Below are 15,493 nucleotides of genomic sequence, written 5' to 3' on the forward strand. Positions count from 1 at the left end.
CTGTCACCGGGTTAACCGCCAGGGCTATGGCCCCCGCCATTTCCAGATATTCCCCGGCCACATCCAGGAACGTTCTGGCATCCTCCTGACGCTGCGCTTCTTCCTGTTCCGTCTTCGCCTGAGCTTCCTGCGCCTCAATATCCTGCCGCGATGCCGCAGTCGCCGCGGCCCGCGCGGCAGGTTTGCTGTTGATCCATGTGTCGCCAGAGCCGGTGAGGATGTAACCTTCAATCTGAGGCGGGAAAAGCCAGTTCGCCAGTTGCTCACTTTCCCTACTGATTCGGTCATTCCAGCCCTGATACGACATAAATACCGCTGTTGCTATACCGATCGCTAAAATGGTTGAGCAGCCCAGCGTTGCCACTTCAACTCCGCCCAGCGCCGCCATGGTTCCGACAACCAGAACATCCACCAGGGCTGTGGCGGCAACCTCTACAACTGCCCCCAGCACATCTGCCATAAACGACGTATGCAGCAGGGCATCACCCTGCCTTGCCGCCCAGAATGCCTCTTCCATGTCCCGTTCCCTGTGTGATTAATTCGTCCCGGCTTCCTGCCGCATCCTGAAGCGCAGATTCTTTTTAATTTCAGCCCAGCGCGTCATATCTGCCGGGGTCAGCGGTGTGGTTCGGGCGTAGGTGAAGGCCATCATGACCCGCTCACCCGGCAATACAAATGCCACCTGACACTGGTACACCTGCTCGTTACCCCGGAGAAACTGGCTCTGTATTTCCAGTCCTTCTTCACCGTCATTAATCCCCACCCGTGTTACCTGAACGGGCGTGTAGTGAAGATCCTTTACCTGTTTCTCCAGTTTTTTCATTTGCTGTTCAATCTGGGAGGCTAATTCGTCTCCTTCCTGCATCTGGCCCCGGCTGATAATGAGTGCAGCGTCGGGATCGCTGAGGCGCAGCATATTAATAGTACTGTCCTGAATAATATTCCCGGAAAAAGTTACAACAGTTTCATTGAGATAATACTCCGTCATAATGATATGAGTCCTTTTAAATTAATAAATTATTTAATGATGGTTTTTGTTTATTTTTTAGTCATGAAGGCGACATCTATCGCCAATTGAAGGGCTGTTTTTTCCGATGTTCCTGGCGGAAGTATATCTGCCGCCCTGTTATTCATATTTAAATCAAGCTGACCTGATTGTGTATTTATCTTTCCATTTTCTGTTGCAGTAATATTAAAATTCTTACAGGTTATATTAAATATTCCGTCACTGGTCATTTGCAGGATAGTGTTCCCACAACTAAGAATTATGGAATCTCCCGCAGCAAGGCGTAAATTCTGTACGGCCTGAATCGTTTTATTTTGTCCGGCAAGGGAGGTATCATCCATCTGAACTGTAAGAGAACGTTCCTCACCAATTATCGCTGTTTCTGTTTTATCAATGACTTTAAGGCGATTATTGCCCACCCAGTGGCTTTCATTATTATTTACTTCAATGCGTTGATCTTTCTCGGCATGCAACCAGATTTCTTCTCCGCCAGTTTTATCCTCAAAACGCAAGGCGTTAGCATTGGTCGGGCCGCCGCCGATAGTGTGGCTGTAAAACCCGCTTTGCGTCGCTGCGCCCGGTAGTCCCCACGGTGGCATGGTGTCCTGATTGTAGGTACGCCCAACGATTATCGGTAAATCCGGATCACCGTTTTTGAAATCCACCAGTACTTCCTGACCAATGCGCGGGATCTGAATGCCACCGAATCCTTTACCCGCCCACGGATAACTGACACGGACCCAGCAGGAACTATTTTCGTCATTCTTACCGTAACGATCCCAGCCAAACTGAACTTTCACCCGGCCATATTTATCTGTCCAGATTTCCTGCCCTGCCGGGCCGGTGACGATGGCGCTCTGCGGGCCTTTAGTGTGGGGTTTGCTCAGGGTTCGTTGTGGGCGGTAAACTTCGCTGGTGGGATGCAGTTCAAAGCTGGTTGAGTAAGAGAAATGCTGCTCCTGGCCGCTGTGTTGCGCATTGTCCTGTATAAATAGCGTGGTCTGTACCAGCAGATATTCCCGGTTCACTTCGGCTGTCGGATAGTTTTCCAGGGTGAAGGTAAAACCTGTCATCAGGGTACGAATATTGCCGCTGCCCTGTACCCGACTACCTGGGCTACGCTGTTCTTCCATGCGAATGCGTGTCAGCATTTCACCTTCACTCTTTGTGAAGTAATCTCCCGGCCATTCGTAGTGCTCATATTCAGCAAGGCCGGTTTCACGCGGATTAGCCACGGTGCTCTTCAGCAGTGAACGCGGCTTCATAAAGTCGAAATCATTCAGCACCCACTGTCCGCTGCGCAGACTTTCATTTGCTGTGATGGTATGGATAAACTCCTTGTCCAGTTTCAGCCCTTTCTGGTAATAACACACCAGCGGCGAATCTGCGCATGCCTTGTGGACATTAATGGCATCAGCCAGCACTAACGTGTGACTGTTCTCGCTGTGCTCAAACCACCAGTAGATACCCCACTCCTGCATCAGGCGCTGAACAAAATCGAAATCTGTTTCACCGTACTGCACCTGCCAGGCGCGAGTCGGATAATTTTCCACCAGTCGTTTTTCCACTGGCCAGGGGTACTCATCCAGTACCTCATCCAGGATCTCCACCACGTTTTTATTCTGAAACGCTTTGTAGTCACTAGTGTGGGTCAGTATTTTTAACCACGGTTCGAGCCGCAGTTCATACACCACCGAACGTCCTTGATGACCAGCCACGCGTGCCGCCGTCACCAGCCCGCTGATATAACGTTTTCCGCCGCCATCCAATTCGATATTGACGCACAGATCTTTGCCCACCATCGGTTTGAGCTGCAGGTTGGCTGCGGGGGAAACATAGCCCAGGTTCAGGATGTCAGGAGTTTTTAATTTAATAGAATAAGTAAATAGTTCCCCTACTGTTTCTGTACCCCCTAAGCTTGCAAACAGTAACATTCCATCAGGAACTGCGCTGCCGCTCAAAGTCACGTTATGTGTACCCGATCCAGTTAGTGCGCCGGATGGATAATCTGTAGCTGCAAAACTCATAATTAATCCTTTTAACTAGAAATGGATAAGTGCTAATAAGAAATCTTACAGAGAATAAAATATGCAATATATTCGTAGCTGGCATAAAACATCTCAATACTTATGCGTGCTACTGAAGATACTATCAACCATATATGCCTTGAAGAATGCACCGTCATGTTAACCTGGTGGAAACATTCACCTAAAGTACATTAATAAAACTAATAAAATTATTTAATTTGTTATTTGATATGATTATCATCAAGTCTTAAAATACGTTCTCCGGTTCTAATTATGCTAAAACCATAGTATTCTTTTTTACTTCCGGAAGAGAGCATATATTTCCCTATATACATAACATCTGAAGATAGCTCACTTATATCAATACATACGGGTTCGAACTGACCTGTCACTCTTTTCAACTTTATTGCATTGCCATATTTACCTTCATATAAAACATAATTTGAAATAATATTCCCATCGTCTGGTTTTGAACAAATCTGTCCGTCTTGCAAATATACACTACCGGGTAACAATGGGCGAACATAATCACCAACAGTGCATCCCGACAAAAAGAAAAACAAAAAGAATCTCTTCATATGACACCCGCAGGAAATAAATTAAGCACCTTTTTGTATTTTTCCGATAGAGTGTTCACTGATTCAGTTGTATCACCTACATAGTTAACATTTGCCAAATCAGCCACCAGTCCATAGTTAATTAATAGCCAATAATCAGCAACTATAGATGCTTGTTGTTCCATGGAATAAGAAGAAATTGACTGTAAATTAAGATCGTAATGATAATTTGCCGCCCAAGAAAATAAACCACGCAACTTAACTGCATACCCTTTCTGATATTGCCAAACATGCATCATTTCATGAATAAACAAGTGAGAAGCACCTGCTACTGTTTCACGATCACCAGGCATTGCTTGCGATGAATAATCTGAACTATAAACAGCATCAGGATAATACATTTCCCCGTTTGGGGTCATCGCTGTTCTTTCCCCTTGACCAGGCAAATATTTTTCATTGTGGATCCATACCTTGCTATAATCAATTGTATTCTCAAAAATCGATCTGGCCAATGTTAATTCACCAGATGTCATTCTCCTTAATGACATATCCTTTCCCCTGGAAATAATATCTTTCAGATAAAACACAAACGCCCTTTGATGTTCAATATTCCCACTTTATACAGTATTGATGACATCATCTTCATAGAAAATAAAATCAAAGCAAGTTATCAACGTTTCCCGTTATGATTTCTTAACATTAATTCTCAGCATTTTTATTAATCTATCTTCAATATCAATAACCGATGCAAATGATTACGCAGCTAACATAATTCTCATCAATTGATTAATATCTGTAAACGCTACCGCCCCACCCTGATATCTTAATCTGCACATAGCAATCTTAACGTTATGCCCCATACATTAGTAATGTAAATTAAGAATTCGGAATATATCAAATTCACTTCATAAATTAATATCGGGAATGATATACACATTAATTATATTGAAGTAATGTTTTAAGAGTTGTAATGACCATGGAACAGGACTAATTCCAGAAACTCCTGTTGGGCAATAGCGCGTTTATCATCCTACATGCCTCTTACATTTTTTAGCCTTTTCTTTAACGTCAGCAATTGGCTCATTTAATCAGCAATGGTATTGGTATTTGGCGTATTACCCCTGAAACCCGTCATGTGCTAGCACCTCACTATTCAATGAGCCAACCACGCCAGTGTCCACTGCAACCACTGGCGTTCAGAGCGACGAACGAGTGGCGCAAGAGTAGGACTGCCGTCGGGCATCATCAAACCAATAGTGGTTGTTTCCGTCAAAATTTCATCAGGTTGCTATTTGGTTGCCGGCCGCCTTTATCCCCACATATTTATAGCGGGATTATTTTGCATCGTTACACGATAAAAGGTAGGATTCTGCGCCGACAGTTATACCCATAAAGAATAATGGTGAATCTTGTCATCGCCAGGATGAATAAACATTGTTCATGGCAACTTATATGACTTTTTCATTAAAGCAATCAGGGAGAGCAATGAGTAAACACGACACCGACACTTCAGATCAACACGCCGCGAAACGCCGCTGGCTTAATGCCCACGAAGAGGGGTATCACAAAGCGATGGGCAATCGCCAGGTGCAGATGATCGCCATTGGCGGCGCGATTGGTACGGGTTTGTTTTTAGGCGCGGGAGCCCGACTGCAAATGGCGGGGCCAGCACTGGCACTGGTCTATTTAATCTGCGGCTTGTTTTCGTTTTTTATTCTGCGTGCATTGGGTGAGCTGGTGCTACACCGCCCTTCCAGTGGCAGTTTTGTCTCTTATGCCCGTGAGTTTTTGGGTGAGAAAGCCGCTTATGTTGCAGGCTGGATGTACTTCATCAACTGGGCGATGACGGGGATTGTCGATATTACCGCCGTTGCACTGTATATGCATTACTGGGGCGCATTTGGTGGTGTACCGCAGTGGGTCTTTGCGCTCGCTGCGCTGACCATCGTTGGCACCATGAATATGATTGGTGTGAAATGGTTTGCCGAGATGGAGTTCTGGTTTGCGCTTATTAAAGTGCTCGCCATTGTGACCTTTTTGGTCGTGGGTACAGTGTTCCTCGGTAGTGGTCAGCCGCTGGATGGCAACACCACTGGCTTTCATTTAATTACCGATAACGGCGGCTTCTTCCCCCACGGTTTGCTACCTGCGCTGGTGTTGATTCAGGGCGTAGTGTTTGCTTTTGCCTCCATTGAAATGGTGGGTACAGCTGCCGGAGAATGTAAAGATCCGCAGACCATGGTGCCTAAAGCGATTAACAGTGTGATTTGGCGTATTGGCCTGTTTTACGTCGGCTCCGTGGTGTTGCTGGTTATGTTATTGCCGTGGAGCGCGTATCAGGCGGGGCAAAGTCCGTTCGTGACGTTTTTCTCTAAACTGGGTGTGCCGTACATCGGCAGCATTATGAACATTGTGGTGCTGACCGCTGCCCTCTCCAGCCTGAACTCAGGTCTGTACTGCACCGGACGTATTCTGCGCTCGATGGCGATGGGCGGTTCCGCACCGAGTTTTATGGCGAAAATGAGTCGTCAGCATGTGCCGTATGCCGGGATTCTGGCGACACTGGTTGTGTATGTCGTCGGCGTATTCCTCAACTATCTGGTGCCGTCGCGCGTATTTGAGATTGTGTTGAACTTCGCGTCGCTGGGAATCATCGCTTCATGGGCGTTTATCATCGTGTGCCAGATGCGCCTGCGTAAAGCGATTAAAGAAGGCAAAGCAGCGGATGTCAGTTTTAAACTGCCTGGCGCGCCCTTCACTTCCTGGCTGACATTACTGTTTTTGCTGAGCGTCCTTGTGCTGATGGCGTTCGATTACCCGAACGGGACTTATACTATCGCGGCGCTGCCGATTATCGGTATTCTGCTGGTTATAGGCTGGTTTGGTGTGCGCAAACGCGTTGCTGAAATTCACAGCACTGCGCCAGTCGTCGAGGAAGATGAAGAAAAACAGGAAATTGTGTTTAAGCCTGAAACGGCGAGCTAATTGCAAAATTGCCCGGCTACGTGCCGGGCAAATTCAAATTACTGACGAAGGTGCCGGATACGGCGTGATAAAAGTCAGGCAAGTCTCTCCATTTTCACCCTCGCCATATCTATTACAGCGCAATACGAATCACATCGTCCGGCTGGGTAGCTTCCTGCTGTTTAGTGGATTTTTGTTTCACACTGACATACAGCGTTTTGCCATCGGCAGACAGTGCCAGGCTGTTCGGATGAGTCGGCGTATCGAACGTTTTCACCACTTTATAGCTTTTCGCGTCAATCACACTGACTTTACCTGCCTGACGATGCGTCACGTAGGCTTCATTACGCGCGGGGTTAAACAGCACAGCCAGTGATTCCGGTGCCGCAACCTTCGCCAGAATATTGCCATTACGGGTATCGACTACTAACACTTCTGCCGCTTTAGAGTCGGTGATAAATGCACGCTGCCTTGCGGTATCAAGGCTGATGTTGATAAAGAAGTGCTCTTTGCCGTCATCCAGCAGCTTTTTACGGCTGAGGATTTTATTGTCGGCGGTGTCGATGGTAATCAATTCGCCGTCAGCGTTAGTGGTGTAAAGACGTTTGCCTTTGCTATCCAGCGCTAAACCGGTACTCATTTTACCGGTGTTCTGGATGGCGGTTTTCAGTTTGATATTCTCGCCATCAACGACCCAAATCACGCTCTCTTTACCAATACCACTGATGTAAACGGTGTTCGTGGCATCGTCTGCCACCAGCTCACGCGGTTGCAGCGGGCGCACCTCTTCAGTGCGCTTACGATCATCCAGCACCAGACGGCCTTTCACTTCGCCCGTTTTGGCATCTATCGCCGTGACCGCGCTGTTTACAGTGTTACCAAACCACAACGTCTGAGTCGTGTTATTGATGGTAGCACCAAACGGCTTGAGATCGTTATGGATCGCCTGCGTCACTTCCAGAGTAACCGGATCAAGACGATAAACCACGCCGCCTTTATCCAGTTTGCGGCTTTGCGAAGTGGCGAGCCACAGCGCGTTTTCTTGCTGGCTATAAGCCATTTCGTAGGCACCTTTACCTACCGCTTTACGCAGCATTTCTTCTGCGGCCTGCGTACTGAATGATGAAGCAACAAGCAATGAACCTAACAGTAATGAACCACGCAGGCGCGATGAAAACAGATGACGTAAATGCATGACGACTCCCTTTGATGAACCGATATTTTTGCTGCTTCACAATGCTTCGCTAAGCGTAATCATCGTTACGCTCTTGTTATAAATGGGAATGGTAATCATTATTTTCTCAAATGTGGAGCATTTCTTGCCGTTACGACTACAATTTTCTCAATTACTTAACATATCGTGCCGTTTCGTTTTCCATAAATTTACAATTTTATTACCATGACGGTGTTTTCCCATTCTTAACCTGGCTTTTTTCATGAAGATTTTTTCCGTCCGACAGACCGTTTTTCCCGCGCTGCTTGTCCTTTCCCCCACCGTTTTTGCCGCTGATGAACAGACCATGATTGTCAGTGCCGCGCCGCAGGTGATTTCAGAACTGGATACCCCAGCAGCCGTGAGCGTGGTGGATGGCGAGGAGATGCGCCTGGCAACACCGCGCATTAACTTGTCTGAATCACTGACTGGCGTGCCTGGTTTGCAGGTACAAAACCGGCAGAACTATGCGCAAGATTTACAGCTGTCGATTCGCGGATTTGGCTCCCGCTCCACTTACGGAATTCGCGGTATTCGCCTGTATGTTGACGGTATTCCCGCTACCATGCCCGACGGACAAGGGCAGACATCCAATATCGATTTAAGCAGTGTGCAAAATGTGGAAGTGCTGCGTGGCCCCTTCTCTGCTCTGTATGGCAACGCGTCTGGCGGTGTAATGAATGTCATCACCCAGACCGGACAACAGCCACCAACCATTGAAGCCAGTAGTTACTACGGCAGTTTTGGCAGCTGGCGCTATGGGCTGAAAGCAACGGGCGCAACGGGAGACGGCACACAGCCAGGCGATGTCGATTACACCGTCTCAACCACGCGCTTTACGACCCACGGCTATCGTGATCATAGTGGCGCACAGAAAAATTTAGCCAATGCCAAACTGGGCGTTCGCATTGATGACGCCAGCAAATTAAGCCTGATTTTCAATAGTGTGGATATCAAAGCAGATGACCCAGGTGGGCTAACCGAAGCAGAATGGAAGGCGAATCCACAACAAGCGCCCCGTGCAGAACAGTACGACACGCGAAAAACCATCAAGCAAACTCAGGCTGGGTTGCGCTATGAACGTAGCCTGAGCGCGCAAGATGATATGAGTGTAATGATGTATGCCGGAGAGCGAGAAACGACCCAGTACCAGTCAATCCCCATGTCCCCGCAACTTAACCCGTCACATGCGGGCGGCGTGATTACCCTGCAACGCCATTACCAGGGGATAGACAGCCGCTGGACACACCGTGGTGAATTGGGCGTTCCAGTCACGTTCACAACCGGCCTGAACTACGAAAACATGAGTGAAAACCGCAAGGGTTACAATAACTTCCGCCTGAATCGCGGCGTGCCGGAATACGGGCAAAAAGGTGAGTTGCGCCGCGACGAACGCAATTTGATGTGGAACGTCGATCCCTATTTACAAACCCAGTGGCAACTGACCGACAAACTTTCGCTGGATGCTGGCGTGCGCTACAGCTCTGTGTGGTTTGATTCCAATGATCATTACGTTACTCCGGGTAACGGCGACGACAGCGGTGATGCCAGTTATCACAAATGGCTACCAGCCGGATCGTTAAAATATGCAATGACCGATGCCTGGAATGTCTATCTGGCAGCCGGGCGCGGTTTTGAAACGCCGACGATTAATGAGCTGTCTTATCGCGCTGATGGGCAAAGCGGTATGAACTTTGGTTTAAAACCCTCCACCAACGATACAATTGAGATCGGCAGTAAAACGCGTATTGGTGATGGGCTGCTTAGTCTCGCATTGTTCCAGACCGACACCGATGATGAAATTGTTGTCGATAGCAGTAGCGGTGGGCGTACGACTTACAAAAATGCCGGAAAGACCCGTCGTCAAGGCGCTGAACTGGCATGGGATCAACGTTTCGCGGGAGATTTTCGCGTAAAAGCGTCCTGGACCTGGCTTGATGCGACCTATCGCAGCAATGTTTGCAATGAACAGGATTGTAACGGTAACCGGATGCCAGGGATCGCCCGTAATATGGGCTTTGCGTCGATAGGTTATGTACCGGAAGATGGCTGGTATGCAGGTACGGAAGCGCGTTATATGGGCGATATTATGGCAGATGATGAAAATACGGCCAAAGCGCCGTCTTATACTCTCGTCGGCTTATTCACCGGGTATAAATACAATTACCACAATTTAACTGTGGATTTATTTGGTCGTGTCGATAATTTATTCGATAAAGAATACGTTGGCTCTGTCATTGTCAATGAGTCAAACGGGCGATATTACGAACCTGCGCCCGGGCGAAATTATGGTGTCGGCATGAATATTGCGTGGCGATTTGAGTAATTACCTTGATGCCCGGTATTTGCCGGGCATTTAATTTAACGATTGTATTGCTGGTATAAAATAGCAATATTTTGTTGCATAATTTCAGCAAGACAATGTCTGCATCCCTCTTTGTCTTTTGCTTTTAACGCGGCGAGTAATAGACGATAGTTTTCTATACGCTCCCGTAATTCCGCTGGATTAATCGCTTCATAGAGATAATGTAAACCAGGTCCCATCCTGACCCACAGTTGCTCAATCATCTCACACAGGATGGGCATATTTGAACGATGATAAATCGCTAAGCGAAATAGCCTGTTCGCATTAATGATTTGTTCCATGTCGCCCTTTTCTTGCGCCTGCTGTAATTTCTCGAGCAATTCCTCGAGTTCCGCCAGGTCTTGCGGGGTGAGGTTTTCAACAGCCAGAGTAACTGCCATTAATTCCAGCTCGTAGCGGATCCGATTGATTTCGTCTAATTGACGTTTCCCCACTTCCGGAACTGTAAATGCTTGCGCTGGTGCGACAGAAAGCGCATTCACCGAAACCAGACGTAATAATGCTTCACGCACAGGTGTAATACTCATACCTAATTGCTCCGCCAGATTTTTAGTAATCAGGCGTGCGCCAGGTTTTAATGCGCCAATACTAAGCTGATGTTTCAGGTCGTTCTCAACCTGCAGAGTCAAACTGACATGTTTCATTTTTTCCGTTCCAGGCATTTTAATTCCTTCGCGTGTTTTCTGTCCAACCCTGCCTGCATGGCAGAAGGAGTTCACCTGGTGTATTAAAGTGAATAATCATAAACCACTCACCTTTGTTGTTATTAGCAGCAGAACAATGACGTGGTTAGTTAATTAAAGCTGAAAATAAGCTTTTTGCCTGGATTTTTATGGCGGCTTACGCCGCCGTTGAAACTTTAATCATCAACCGCCACGCGGATCACCACTTTGCCGAAGTTTTTACCCTTCAGCAGGCCGATAAACGTCTGTGGCGCATTCTCTAAACCGTCAGTAATTTCTTCGCGGTAGTGGATTTTATCCTCTTTCACCCATTGCCCCATCTCCTTCTGAAACTCTTGGATGCGGTGACCATAATCCTGAGCGATAATAAATCCTTGCAAGCGAATACGTTTTTTCAGCACCGTAGCCATCAGCAGAGGTAAACGATCCGGACCGGGTGGTAGCTCTGTAGCGTTATAGCTGCTCACTAAGCCACAAACGGGAATGCGCGCAGATGTATTAAGTAAAGGTAGCACTGCATCAAATACCTTACCGCCCACGTTTTCATAATAGATATCAATACCTTTTGGGCACGCTTTCGCCAGTTGTTCGGCAAAATCATCCGCGTGATGGTCAAGACAAACATCGAAGCCCAGCACCTCAGTAGCATGGCGGCATTTTTCCACGCCACCGGCCACCCCCACCACCCTGCAACCTTTAAGTTTGCCGATTTGACCCACCGTCGCCCCCACAGGACCTGTCGCCGCAGCAACAACCAATGTTTCGCCCTCTTTGGGCTGACCGATATCCAGCAGCCCCATATAAGCGGTAAAGCCTGGCATCCCCAGCACACCCAGCGACCACGATGGATTTTGCGGATGATCGCCAAGTTTCACCAGATCATCACCACTGGATATGTCATAGTCCTGCCATCCACTGTAGCCCAGCACCCAGTCGCCAGGCTGGTAATCAGGATGATTCGACTCCACAACACGGCTCACCGTACCGCCGACCATTACGCCACCAATATCAACCGGCGGTGAATAAGATGGCTCATCGCTCATACGTCCACGCATATACGGGTCCAGTGACAAATAAACTGTGCGCAGTAACACCTGTCCTTCACCCGGTGTGGCGATATCATCTTCTTCAAGACGGAAATTCTCCGGAACCGGCGCGCCATGCGGACGCGAGGCCAGAACCCAACGTCGATTACGCTGCTTTTGTTGCCCCATAATGCTCTCCTGTGCTTTTGGCATGAATCCATCAATAGTAGCAGGCTCGCAGGAATGGTTTTGTTTGCAGCCGTCACATCCCCTCTGCAACACGCAATAATTTCATCGAGGAATCCGTTGCTTCGGGCTGTTTTCGATAGTATTGATAACGTCATCATCATTATTTAATCGAGGCCAAACATGTCCATCCGTTTTGCCCGCAAAGCCGACTGTGCTGCCATTGCGGAAATTTATAACCACGCCGTGTTGTATACGGCGGCTATCTGGAATGACCAAACGGTGGATGCAGATAACCGCATTGCCTGGTTTGAAGCGCGGACCATAGCAGGTTATCCAGTGCTGGTGAGCGAAGAAGATGGCGTAGTGACGGGATATGCCTCGTTTGGCGACTGGCGTAGTTTCGATGGTTTTCGCCATACCGTGGAACATTCGGTTTATGTCCATCCCGATCATCAGGGCAAAGGTCTGGGGCGTAAATTGTTAAGCCGATTGATTGATGAAGCGCGGGATTGCGGGAAGCATGTCATGGTCGCCGGGATCGAATCGCAAAATCAGGCGTCTTTGCATCTGCACCAGTCGCTGGGATTTGTCGTCACCGCGCAAATGCCGCAGGTGGGCACTAAATTTGGGCGCTGGCTGGACCTGACATTTATGCAGTTGCAACTCGACGAACGCAGTGAACCGGACGCAATCTGATGAATCAGTCGCTCACCCTTGCTTTTTTGATTGCCGCCGGGATTGGTCTGGTAGTCCAGAACACGCTGATGGTGCGCATCACCCAGACCTCCTCTACCATTCTCATCGCCATGTTGCTGAACTCTTTGGTAGGAATTGTGCTCTTTGTTTCTATTTTATGGTTTAAACAAGGTATGGCGGGGTTTGGCGAACTGGTGTCCAACGTGCGCTGGTGGACACTTATACCTGGCTTGCTGGGATCGTTTTTTGTCTTCGCCAGTATCAGCGGATATCAGAATGTGGGAGCGGCGACAACTATTGCGGTACTGGTCGCCAGCCAGCTGATTGGCGGTCTGGTGCTGGATATCTTCCGCAGCCATGGCGTACCACTACGGGCGTTGATCGGCCCAATTTGTGGCGCAATTTTACTTGTGGTTGGTGCCTGGCTGGTGGCCAGGCGCACATTTTAATCAGAGGATGGTGCCACCTTTGGTTAACTGTTCGTGGCGCGCTTCCATATCTTCTTTATGTTTGCGACCGTGATGGGCGATCGCTGTGCGAAGACGCTGCTGCTGGGTATAGCGTTCTTCCCGACTTAACTCCGCATCATCGCTCAGGGCGATTAATAATTCGTTCATATGGGCAATGACGCTCTCTTCAATCGCGGCATCCACGCGCGCGATGACTTCATCCAGATGCGACATACTTTCTCCTTAGCCACTTGTGAAATTTATCGATTCATCCAAATGATATAAGTCTGCGTGGTGCCGTCAAGCCAGTGAGTAAGATTTAAAACAGTGAAAACAACAGCGCCACCGGGAAACTCATCGGCCATGTTGCCCCCACCAGAAAGGCGCTTAAGAAACGGATGCGTTTCTTATCGTGAGAAAGAAACCAGGTGATAAGAAATGCGATTGCTGCCATAACCGCATAAAAAACAAGCATGTGTTGATAGAGAGACATGTACGGGCGTCCAGCCAGATGAATAAAACGCGCGCAAATATGCGTCATTTTTTGACGTACATCAAGTTTTTTAACCGGTTTGAGAAAAAAACATCAAACAGCAACTTGCCCTTATCCATCTTCAGAATGAGTATTATTGTGGATTTTCTTAACCCGTACTATACACATAGGGGCAATGATAAAAGGTGGCAAAAATGAATGTTTCCAGTAGAACTGTAGTACTGATAAATGTCTTTGCTGCTGTTGGTTTGTTTACTCTTATCTCTATGAGATTTGGCTGGTTTATTTGATGTAGTGATTTTGCACGCAGCACGTACTGTCAGAGAAATCAGTGCTCTGACAGTACGCAAGATCATCTCATACTCTTACGATCTGCAATATTATCCTTAATGTTTAACCATGACGTGGCGGACGACGGTGTAATCCTCCAGCCCATAAAGTGACATATCCTTGCCGTAACCAGAAAGTTTCTGCCCACCGTGCGGCATTTCACTTACCAGCATGAAATGGGTATTGACCCAGGTACAACCATATTGCAGCCGTGCGCTGACGCGATGCGCCCTGCCCACATCTTTCGTCCATACCGAAGATGCAAGTCCGTACTGGCTGTCATTCGCCCAGTTTACCACCTGTTCTTCGTTGTCGAAGAGTGTAACACTCACTACTGGACCAAATACCTCTTTTTGCACGATGGCATCGTCCTGTAATGCGCCAGCCAGCAGCGTCGGCGCATAGTAATAGCCATTACCCTTGCGCTTTTCACCGCCAGTGATCACTTTGATGTGCCCTGTCGCTTTCGCCTCTTCTACTGCCTTGCTGACGCGTTCGAGATGCGCCAGCGAGCTTAAAGGTCCAAGCTCCGTAGACTCGTCATCCGGCGCACCAGATTTTAACGTTGCCACCGCAGCACCCAGTTTTTCCACCAGCGTATCGTAAATGCCTTTTTGCGCGTAGATCCGACAAGCCGCTGTACAATCCTGTCCGGCATTGTAATAGCCAAATGTACGTACACCTTCGACCACTGCCTCAATATCCGCATCATCAAAAACAATCACTGGCGCTTTGCCACCAAGTTCCATATGAGTACGCTTTATGGACGGCGCGGTATGGCTGATGATGTGTTCCCCAGTGGCGATAGAGCCCGTCAGCGACACCATCCGCACTTTGGGATGACCGGTCAGCGGATCGCCCACCGTTTTGCCTCTGCCAAACAGTACATTAATCACGCCAGCCGGGAAGATATCTTTCGCCAACTCTGCCAACTTCAACGCTGTCAGCGGGGTAATTTCTGATGGTTTAAGCACTACGCAGTTCCCTGCCGCCAGCGCCGGAGCCAGTTTCCACGCAGCCATCATCAGCGGATAATTCCACGGTGCGATAGAAGCCACGACCCCCAACGGATCGCGACGGATCATCGAAGTATGACCTTCAAGATATTCACCTGCCGCCAGACCATTCAGACAGCGCGCCGCACCAGCGAAAAAGCGAAAAACATCGACAATCGCCGGGATTTCATCATTGAACGCACTATGCAGCGGTTTGCCACAATTACGGGACTCCAGTTCGGCAAAAACCTGACCATTTTCTTCGATAACATCAGCCAGTTTCAGCAGACATTCCGCACGCACTTTCGGCGTGGTTTGCCCCCATTCGGCAAATGCTGCATCTGCCGCGCGAACAGCAGCATCGACCTGCTCTGCGGATGCCTCGGCAATCTCCAGTAAAACGTCCCCCGTTGCCGGATTATAGACAGGCTGTTTTTCCCCTTCGCCGCTAACCAGTTCTCCGTTAATCAGTAACTTATGTTGCATAGCATATTCCTGTAT

Annotated in this window: 15 protein-coding genes and 1 pseudogene; 5 read left to right on the forward strand and 11 right to left on the reverse strand. The window is 48.3% G+C overall.

What is annotated here, in order from left to right:
* The 5 genes and pseudogenes from ACJHWT_RS19030 to ACJHWT_RS19050 all read right to left on the reverse strand — a co-directional run.
* Positions 1-517 (reverse strand): annotated as a pseudogene (locus tag ACJHWT_RS19030) (type IV secretion protein Rhs); the annotation flags it as partial.
* 18 nt (positions 518-535) lie between these two features.
* Entirely contained in the window at positions 536-988 is a 453-nt protein-coding gene (locus tag ACJHWT_RS19035; protein WP_000141612.1) for a DcrB-related protein, read from the reverse strand.
* A gap of 50 nt (positions 989-1,038) precedes the next feature.
* Positions 1,039-3,033: a type VI secretion system Vgr family protein gene (locus ACJHWT_RS19040; RefSeq protein WP_000006344.1), complete on the reverse strand. Its 1,995-nt coding sequence runs from the start codon at positions 3,031-3,033 to the stop codon at positions 1,039-1,041.
* Positions 3,034-3,254: 221 nt separating this feature from the next.
* Positions 3,255-3,611, reverse strand: a complete 357-nt coding sequence (locus ACJHWT_RS19045; RefSeq protein WP_000819258.1) for a hypothetical protein — start codon at positions 3,609-3,611, stop codon at positions 3,255-3,257.
* Positions 3,608-4,138 (reverse strand): hypothetical protein, encoded by a 531-nt coding sequence (locus tag ACJHWT_RS19050; RefSeq protein WP_000058705.1) that lies wholly within the window; start codon positions 4,136-4,138, stop codon positions 3,608-3,610. The genes ACJHWT_RS19045 and ACJHWT_RS19050 overlap by 4 nt, the downstream gene beginning before the upstream one ends.
* Before the next feature lie 937 nt (positions 4,139-5,075).
* Between ACJHWT_RS19050 and ansP the strand changes: the two genes are divergently transcribed.
* Positions 5,076-6,575, forward strand: a complete 1,500-nt coding sequence (gene ansP, locus ACJHWT_RS19055) for an L-asparagine permease (protein WP_001300590.1) — start codon at positions 5,076-5,078, stop codon at positions 6,573-6,575.
* Positions 6,576-6,687: 112 nt separating this feature from the next.
* Here the strand turns inward: ansP and ACJHWT_RS19060 are convergent, their stop codons facing one another.
* The gene (locus ACJHWT_RS19060; protein WP_000550675.1) at positions 6,688-7,749 is read right to left on the reverse strand and encodes a YncE family protein; all 1,062 of its coding nucleotides are present in this window, start codon (positions 7,747-7,749) and stop codon (positions 6,688-6,690) included.
* Positions 7,750-7,990: 241 nt separating this feature from the next.
* Between ACJHWT_RS19060 and pqqU the strand changes: the two genes are divergently transcribed.
* Positions 7,991-10,093, forward strand: a complete 2,103-nt coding sequence (gene pqqU, locus ACJHWT_RS19065) for a TonB-dependent receptor PqqU (protein ID WP_000689295.1) — start codon at positions 7,991-7,993, stop codon at positions 10,091-10,093.
* Between the two features lie 35 nt (positions 10,094-10,128).
* Here the strand turns inward: pqqU and mcbR are convergent, their stop codons facing one another.
* Positions 10,129-10,794, reverse strand: a complete 666-nt coding sequence (mcbR, locus tag ACJHWT_RS19070; RefSeq protein ID WP_001308642.1) for a colanic acid/biofilm transcriptional regulator McbR — start codon at positions 10,792-10,794, stop codon at positions 10,129-10,131.
* A gap of 197 nt (positions 10,795-10,991) precedes the next feature.
* Complete coding sequence (gene curA, locus ACJHWT_RS19075) at positions 10,992-12,029, reverse strand: NADPH-dependent curcumin/dihydrocurcumin reductase (RefSeq protein WP_001317810.1); 1,038 nt, start codon at positions 12,027-12,029, stop codon at positions 10,992-10,994.
* A gap of 180 nt (positions 12,030-12,209) precedes the next feature.
* Between curA and ACJHWT_RS19080 the strand changes: the two genes are divergently transcribed.
* A complete protein-coding gene (locus ACJHWT_RS19080) occupies positions 12,210-12,725 on the forward strand; it encodes a GNAT family N-acetyltransferase (RefSeq protein WP_000027561.1) in 516 nt (171 codons plus the stop codon).
* Positions 12,725-13,174, forward strand: coding sequence for a DMT family transporter (locus tag ACJHWT_RS19085; RefSeq protein WP_001076524.1), 450 nt, complete (start codon positions 12,725-12,727; stop codon positions 13,172-13,174). The genes ACJHWT_RS19080 and ACJHWT_RS19085 overlap by 1 nt, the downstream gene beginning before the upstream one ends.
* Here ACJHWT_RS19085 and ydcY read toward each other — a convergent pair whose 3' ends face one another.
* Both ydcY and ortT read right to left on the reverse strand, forming a co-directional pair.
* Positions 13,175-13,408, reverse strand: coding sequence for a DUF2526 family protein YdcY (gene ydcY / locus ACJHWT_RS19090; RefSeq protein ID WP_000018638.1), 234 nt, complete (start codon positions 13,406-13,408; stop codon positions 13,175-13,177).
* A gap of 85 nt (positions 13,409-13,493) precedes the next feature.
* Entirely contained in the window at positions 13,494-13,667 is a 174-nt protein-coding gene (ortT, locus tag ACJHWT_RS19095) for an orphan toxin OrtT (protein WP_000061178.1), read from the reverse strand.
* A gap of 194 nt (positions 13,668-13,861) precedes the next feature.
* Between ortT and yncL the strand changes: the two genes are divergently transcribed.
* Positions 13,862-13,957 (forward strand): stress response membrane protein YncL, encoded by a 96-nt coding sequence (yncL, locus tag ACJHWT_RS19100; protein ID WP_001303494.1) that lies wholly within the window; start codon positions 13,862-13,864, stop codon positions 13,955-13,957.
* Between the two features lie 96 nt (positions 13,958-14,053).
* On the opposite strand, the gene patD is transcribed toward yncL, so the two are convergent.
* Complete coding sequence (gene patD / locus ACJHWT_RS19105; protein ID WP_001163882.1) at positions 14,054-15,478, reverse strand: aminobutyraldehyde dehydrogenase; 1,425 nt, start codon at positions 15,476-15,478, stop codon at positions 14,054-14,056.
* Positions 15,479-15,493: the final 15 nt, after the last annotated feature.

Origin of the sequence: Escherichia sp. WS338 (assembly GCF_046486405.1) — a bacterium.
Lineage (GTDB): Bacteria > Pseudomonadota > Gammaproteobacteria > Enterobacterales > Enterobacteriaceae > Escherichia > Escherichia coli.

Coding starts and splice junctions, on each gene's coding strand:
- ortT (WP_000061178.1), bottom strand. CDS start 13,667: ATGTCTCTCTATCAACACATGCTTGTTTTTTATGCGGTTATGGCAGCA.
- pqqU (WP_000689295.1), top strand. CDS start 7,991: ATGAAGATTTTTTCCGTCCGACAGACCGTTTTTCCCGCGCTGCTTGTC.
- ansP (WP_001300590.1), top strand. CDS start 5,076: ATGAGTAAACACGACACCGACACTTCAGATCAACACGCCGCGAAACGC.
- ACJHWT_RS19050 (WP_000058705.1), bottom strand. CDS start 4,138: ATGTCATTAAGGAGAATGACATCTGGTGAATTAACATTGGCCAGATCG.
- patD (WP_001163882.1), bottom strand. CDS start 15,478: ATGCAACATAAGTTACTGATTAACGGAGAACTGGTTAGCGGCGAAGGG.
- curA (WP_001317810.1), bottom strand. CDS start 12,029: ATGGGGCAACAAAAGCAGCGTAATCGACGTTGGGTTCTGGCCTCGCGT.
- ydcY (WP_000018638.1), bottom strand. CDS start 13,408: ATGTCGCATCTGGATGAAGTCATCGCGCGCGTGGATGCCGCGATTGAA.
- mcbR (WP_001308642.1), bottom strand. CDS start 10,794: ATGCCTGGAACGGAAAAAATGAAACATGTCAGTTTGACTCTGCAGGTT.
- ACJHWT_RS19035 (WP_000141612.1), bottom strand. CDS start 988: ATGACGGAGTATTATCTCAATGAAACTGTTGTAACTTTTTCCGGGAAT.
- ACJHWT_RS19045 (WP_000819258.1), bottom strand. CDS start 3,611: ATGAAGAGATTCTTTTTGTTTTTCTTTTTGTCGGGATGCACTGTTGGT.
- ACJHWT_RS19080 (WP_000027561.1), top strand. CDS start 12,210: ATGTCCATCCGTTTTGCCCGCAAAGCCGACTGTGCTGCCATTGCGGAA.
- ACJHWT_RS19060 (WP_000550675.1), bottom strand. CDS start 7,749: ATGCATTTACGTCATCTGTTTTCATCGCGCCTGCGTGGTTCATTACTG.
- yncL (WP_001303494.1), top strand. CDS start 13,862: ATGAATGTTTCCAGTAGAACTGTAGTACTGATAAATGTCTTTGCTGCT.
- ACJHWT_RS19040 (WP_000006344.1), bottom strand. CDS start 3,033: ATGAGTTTTGCAGCTACAGATTATCCATCCGGCGCACTAACTGGATCG.
- ACJHWT_RS19085 (WP_001076524.1), top strand. CDS start 12,725: ATGAATCAGTCGCTCACCCTTGCTTTTTTGATTGCCGCCGGGATTGGT.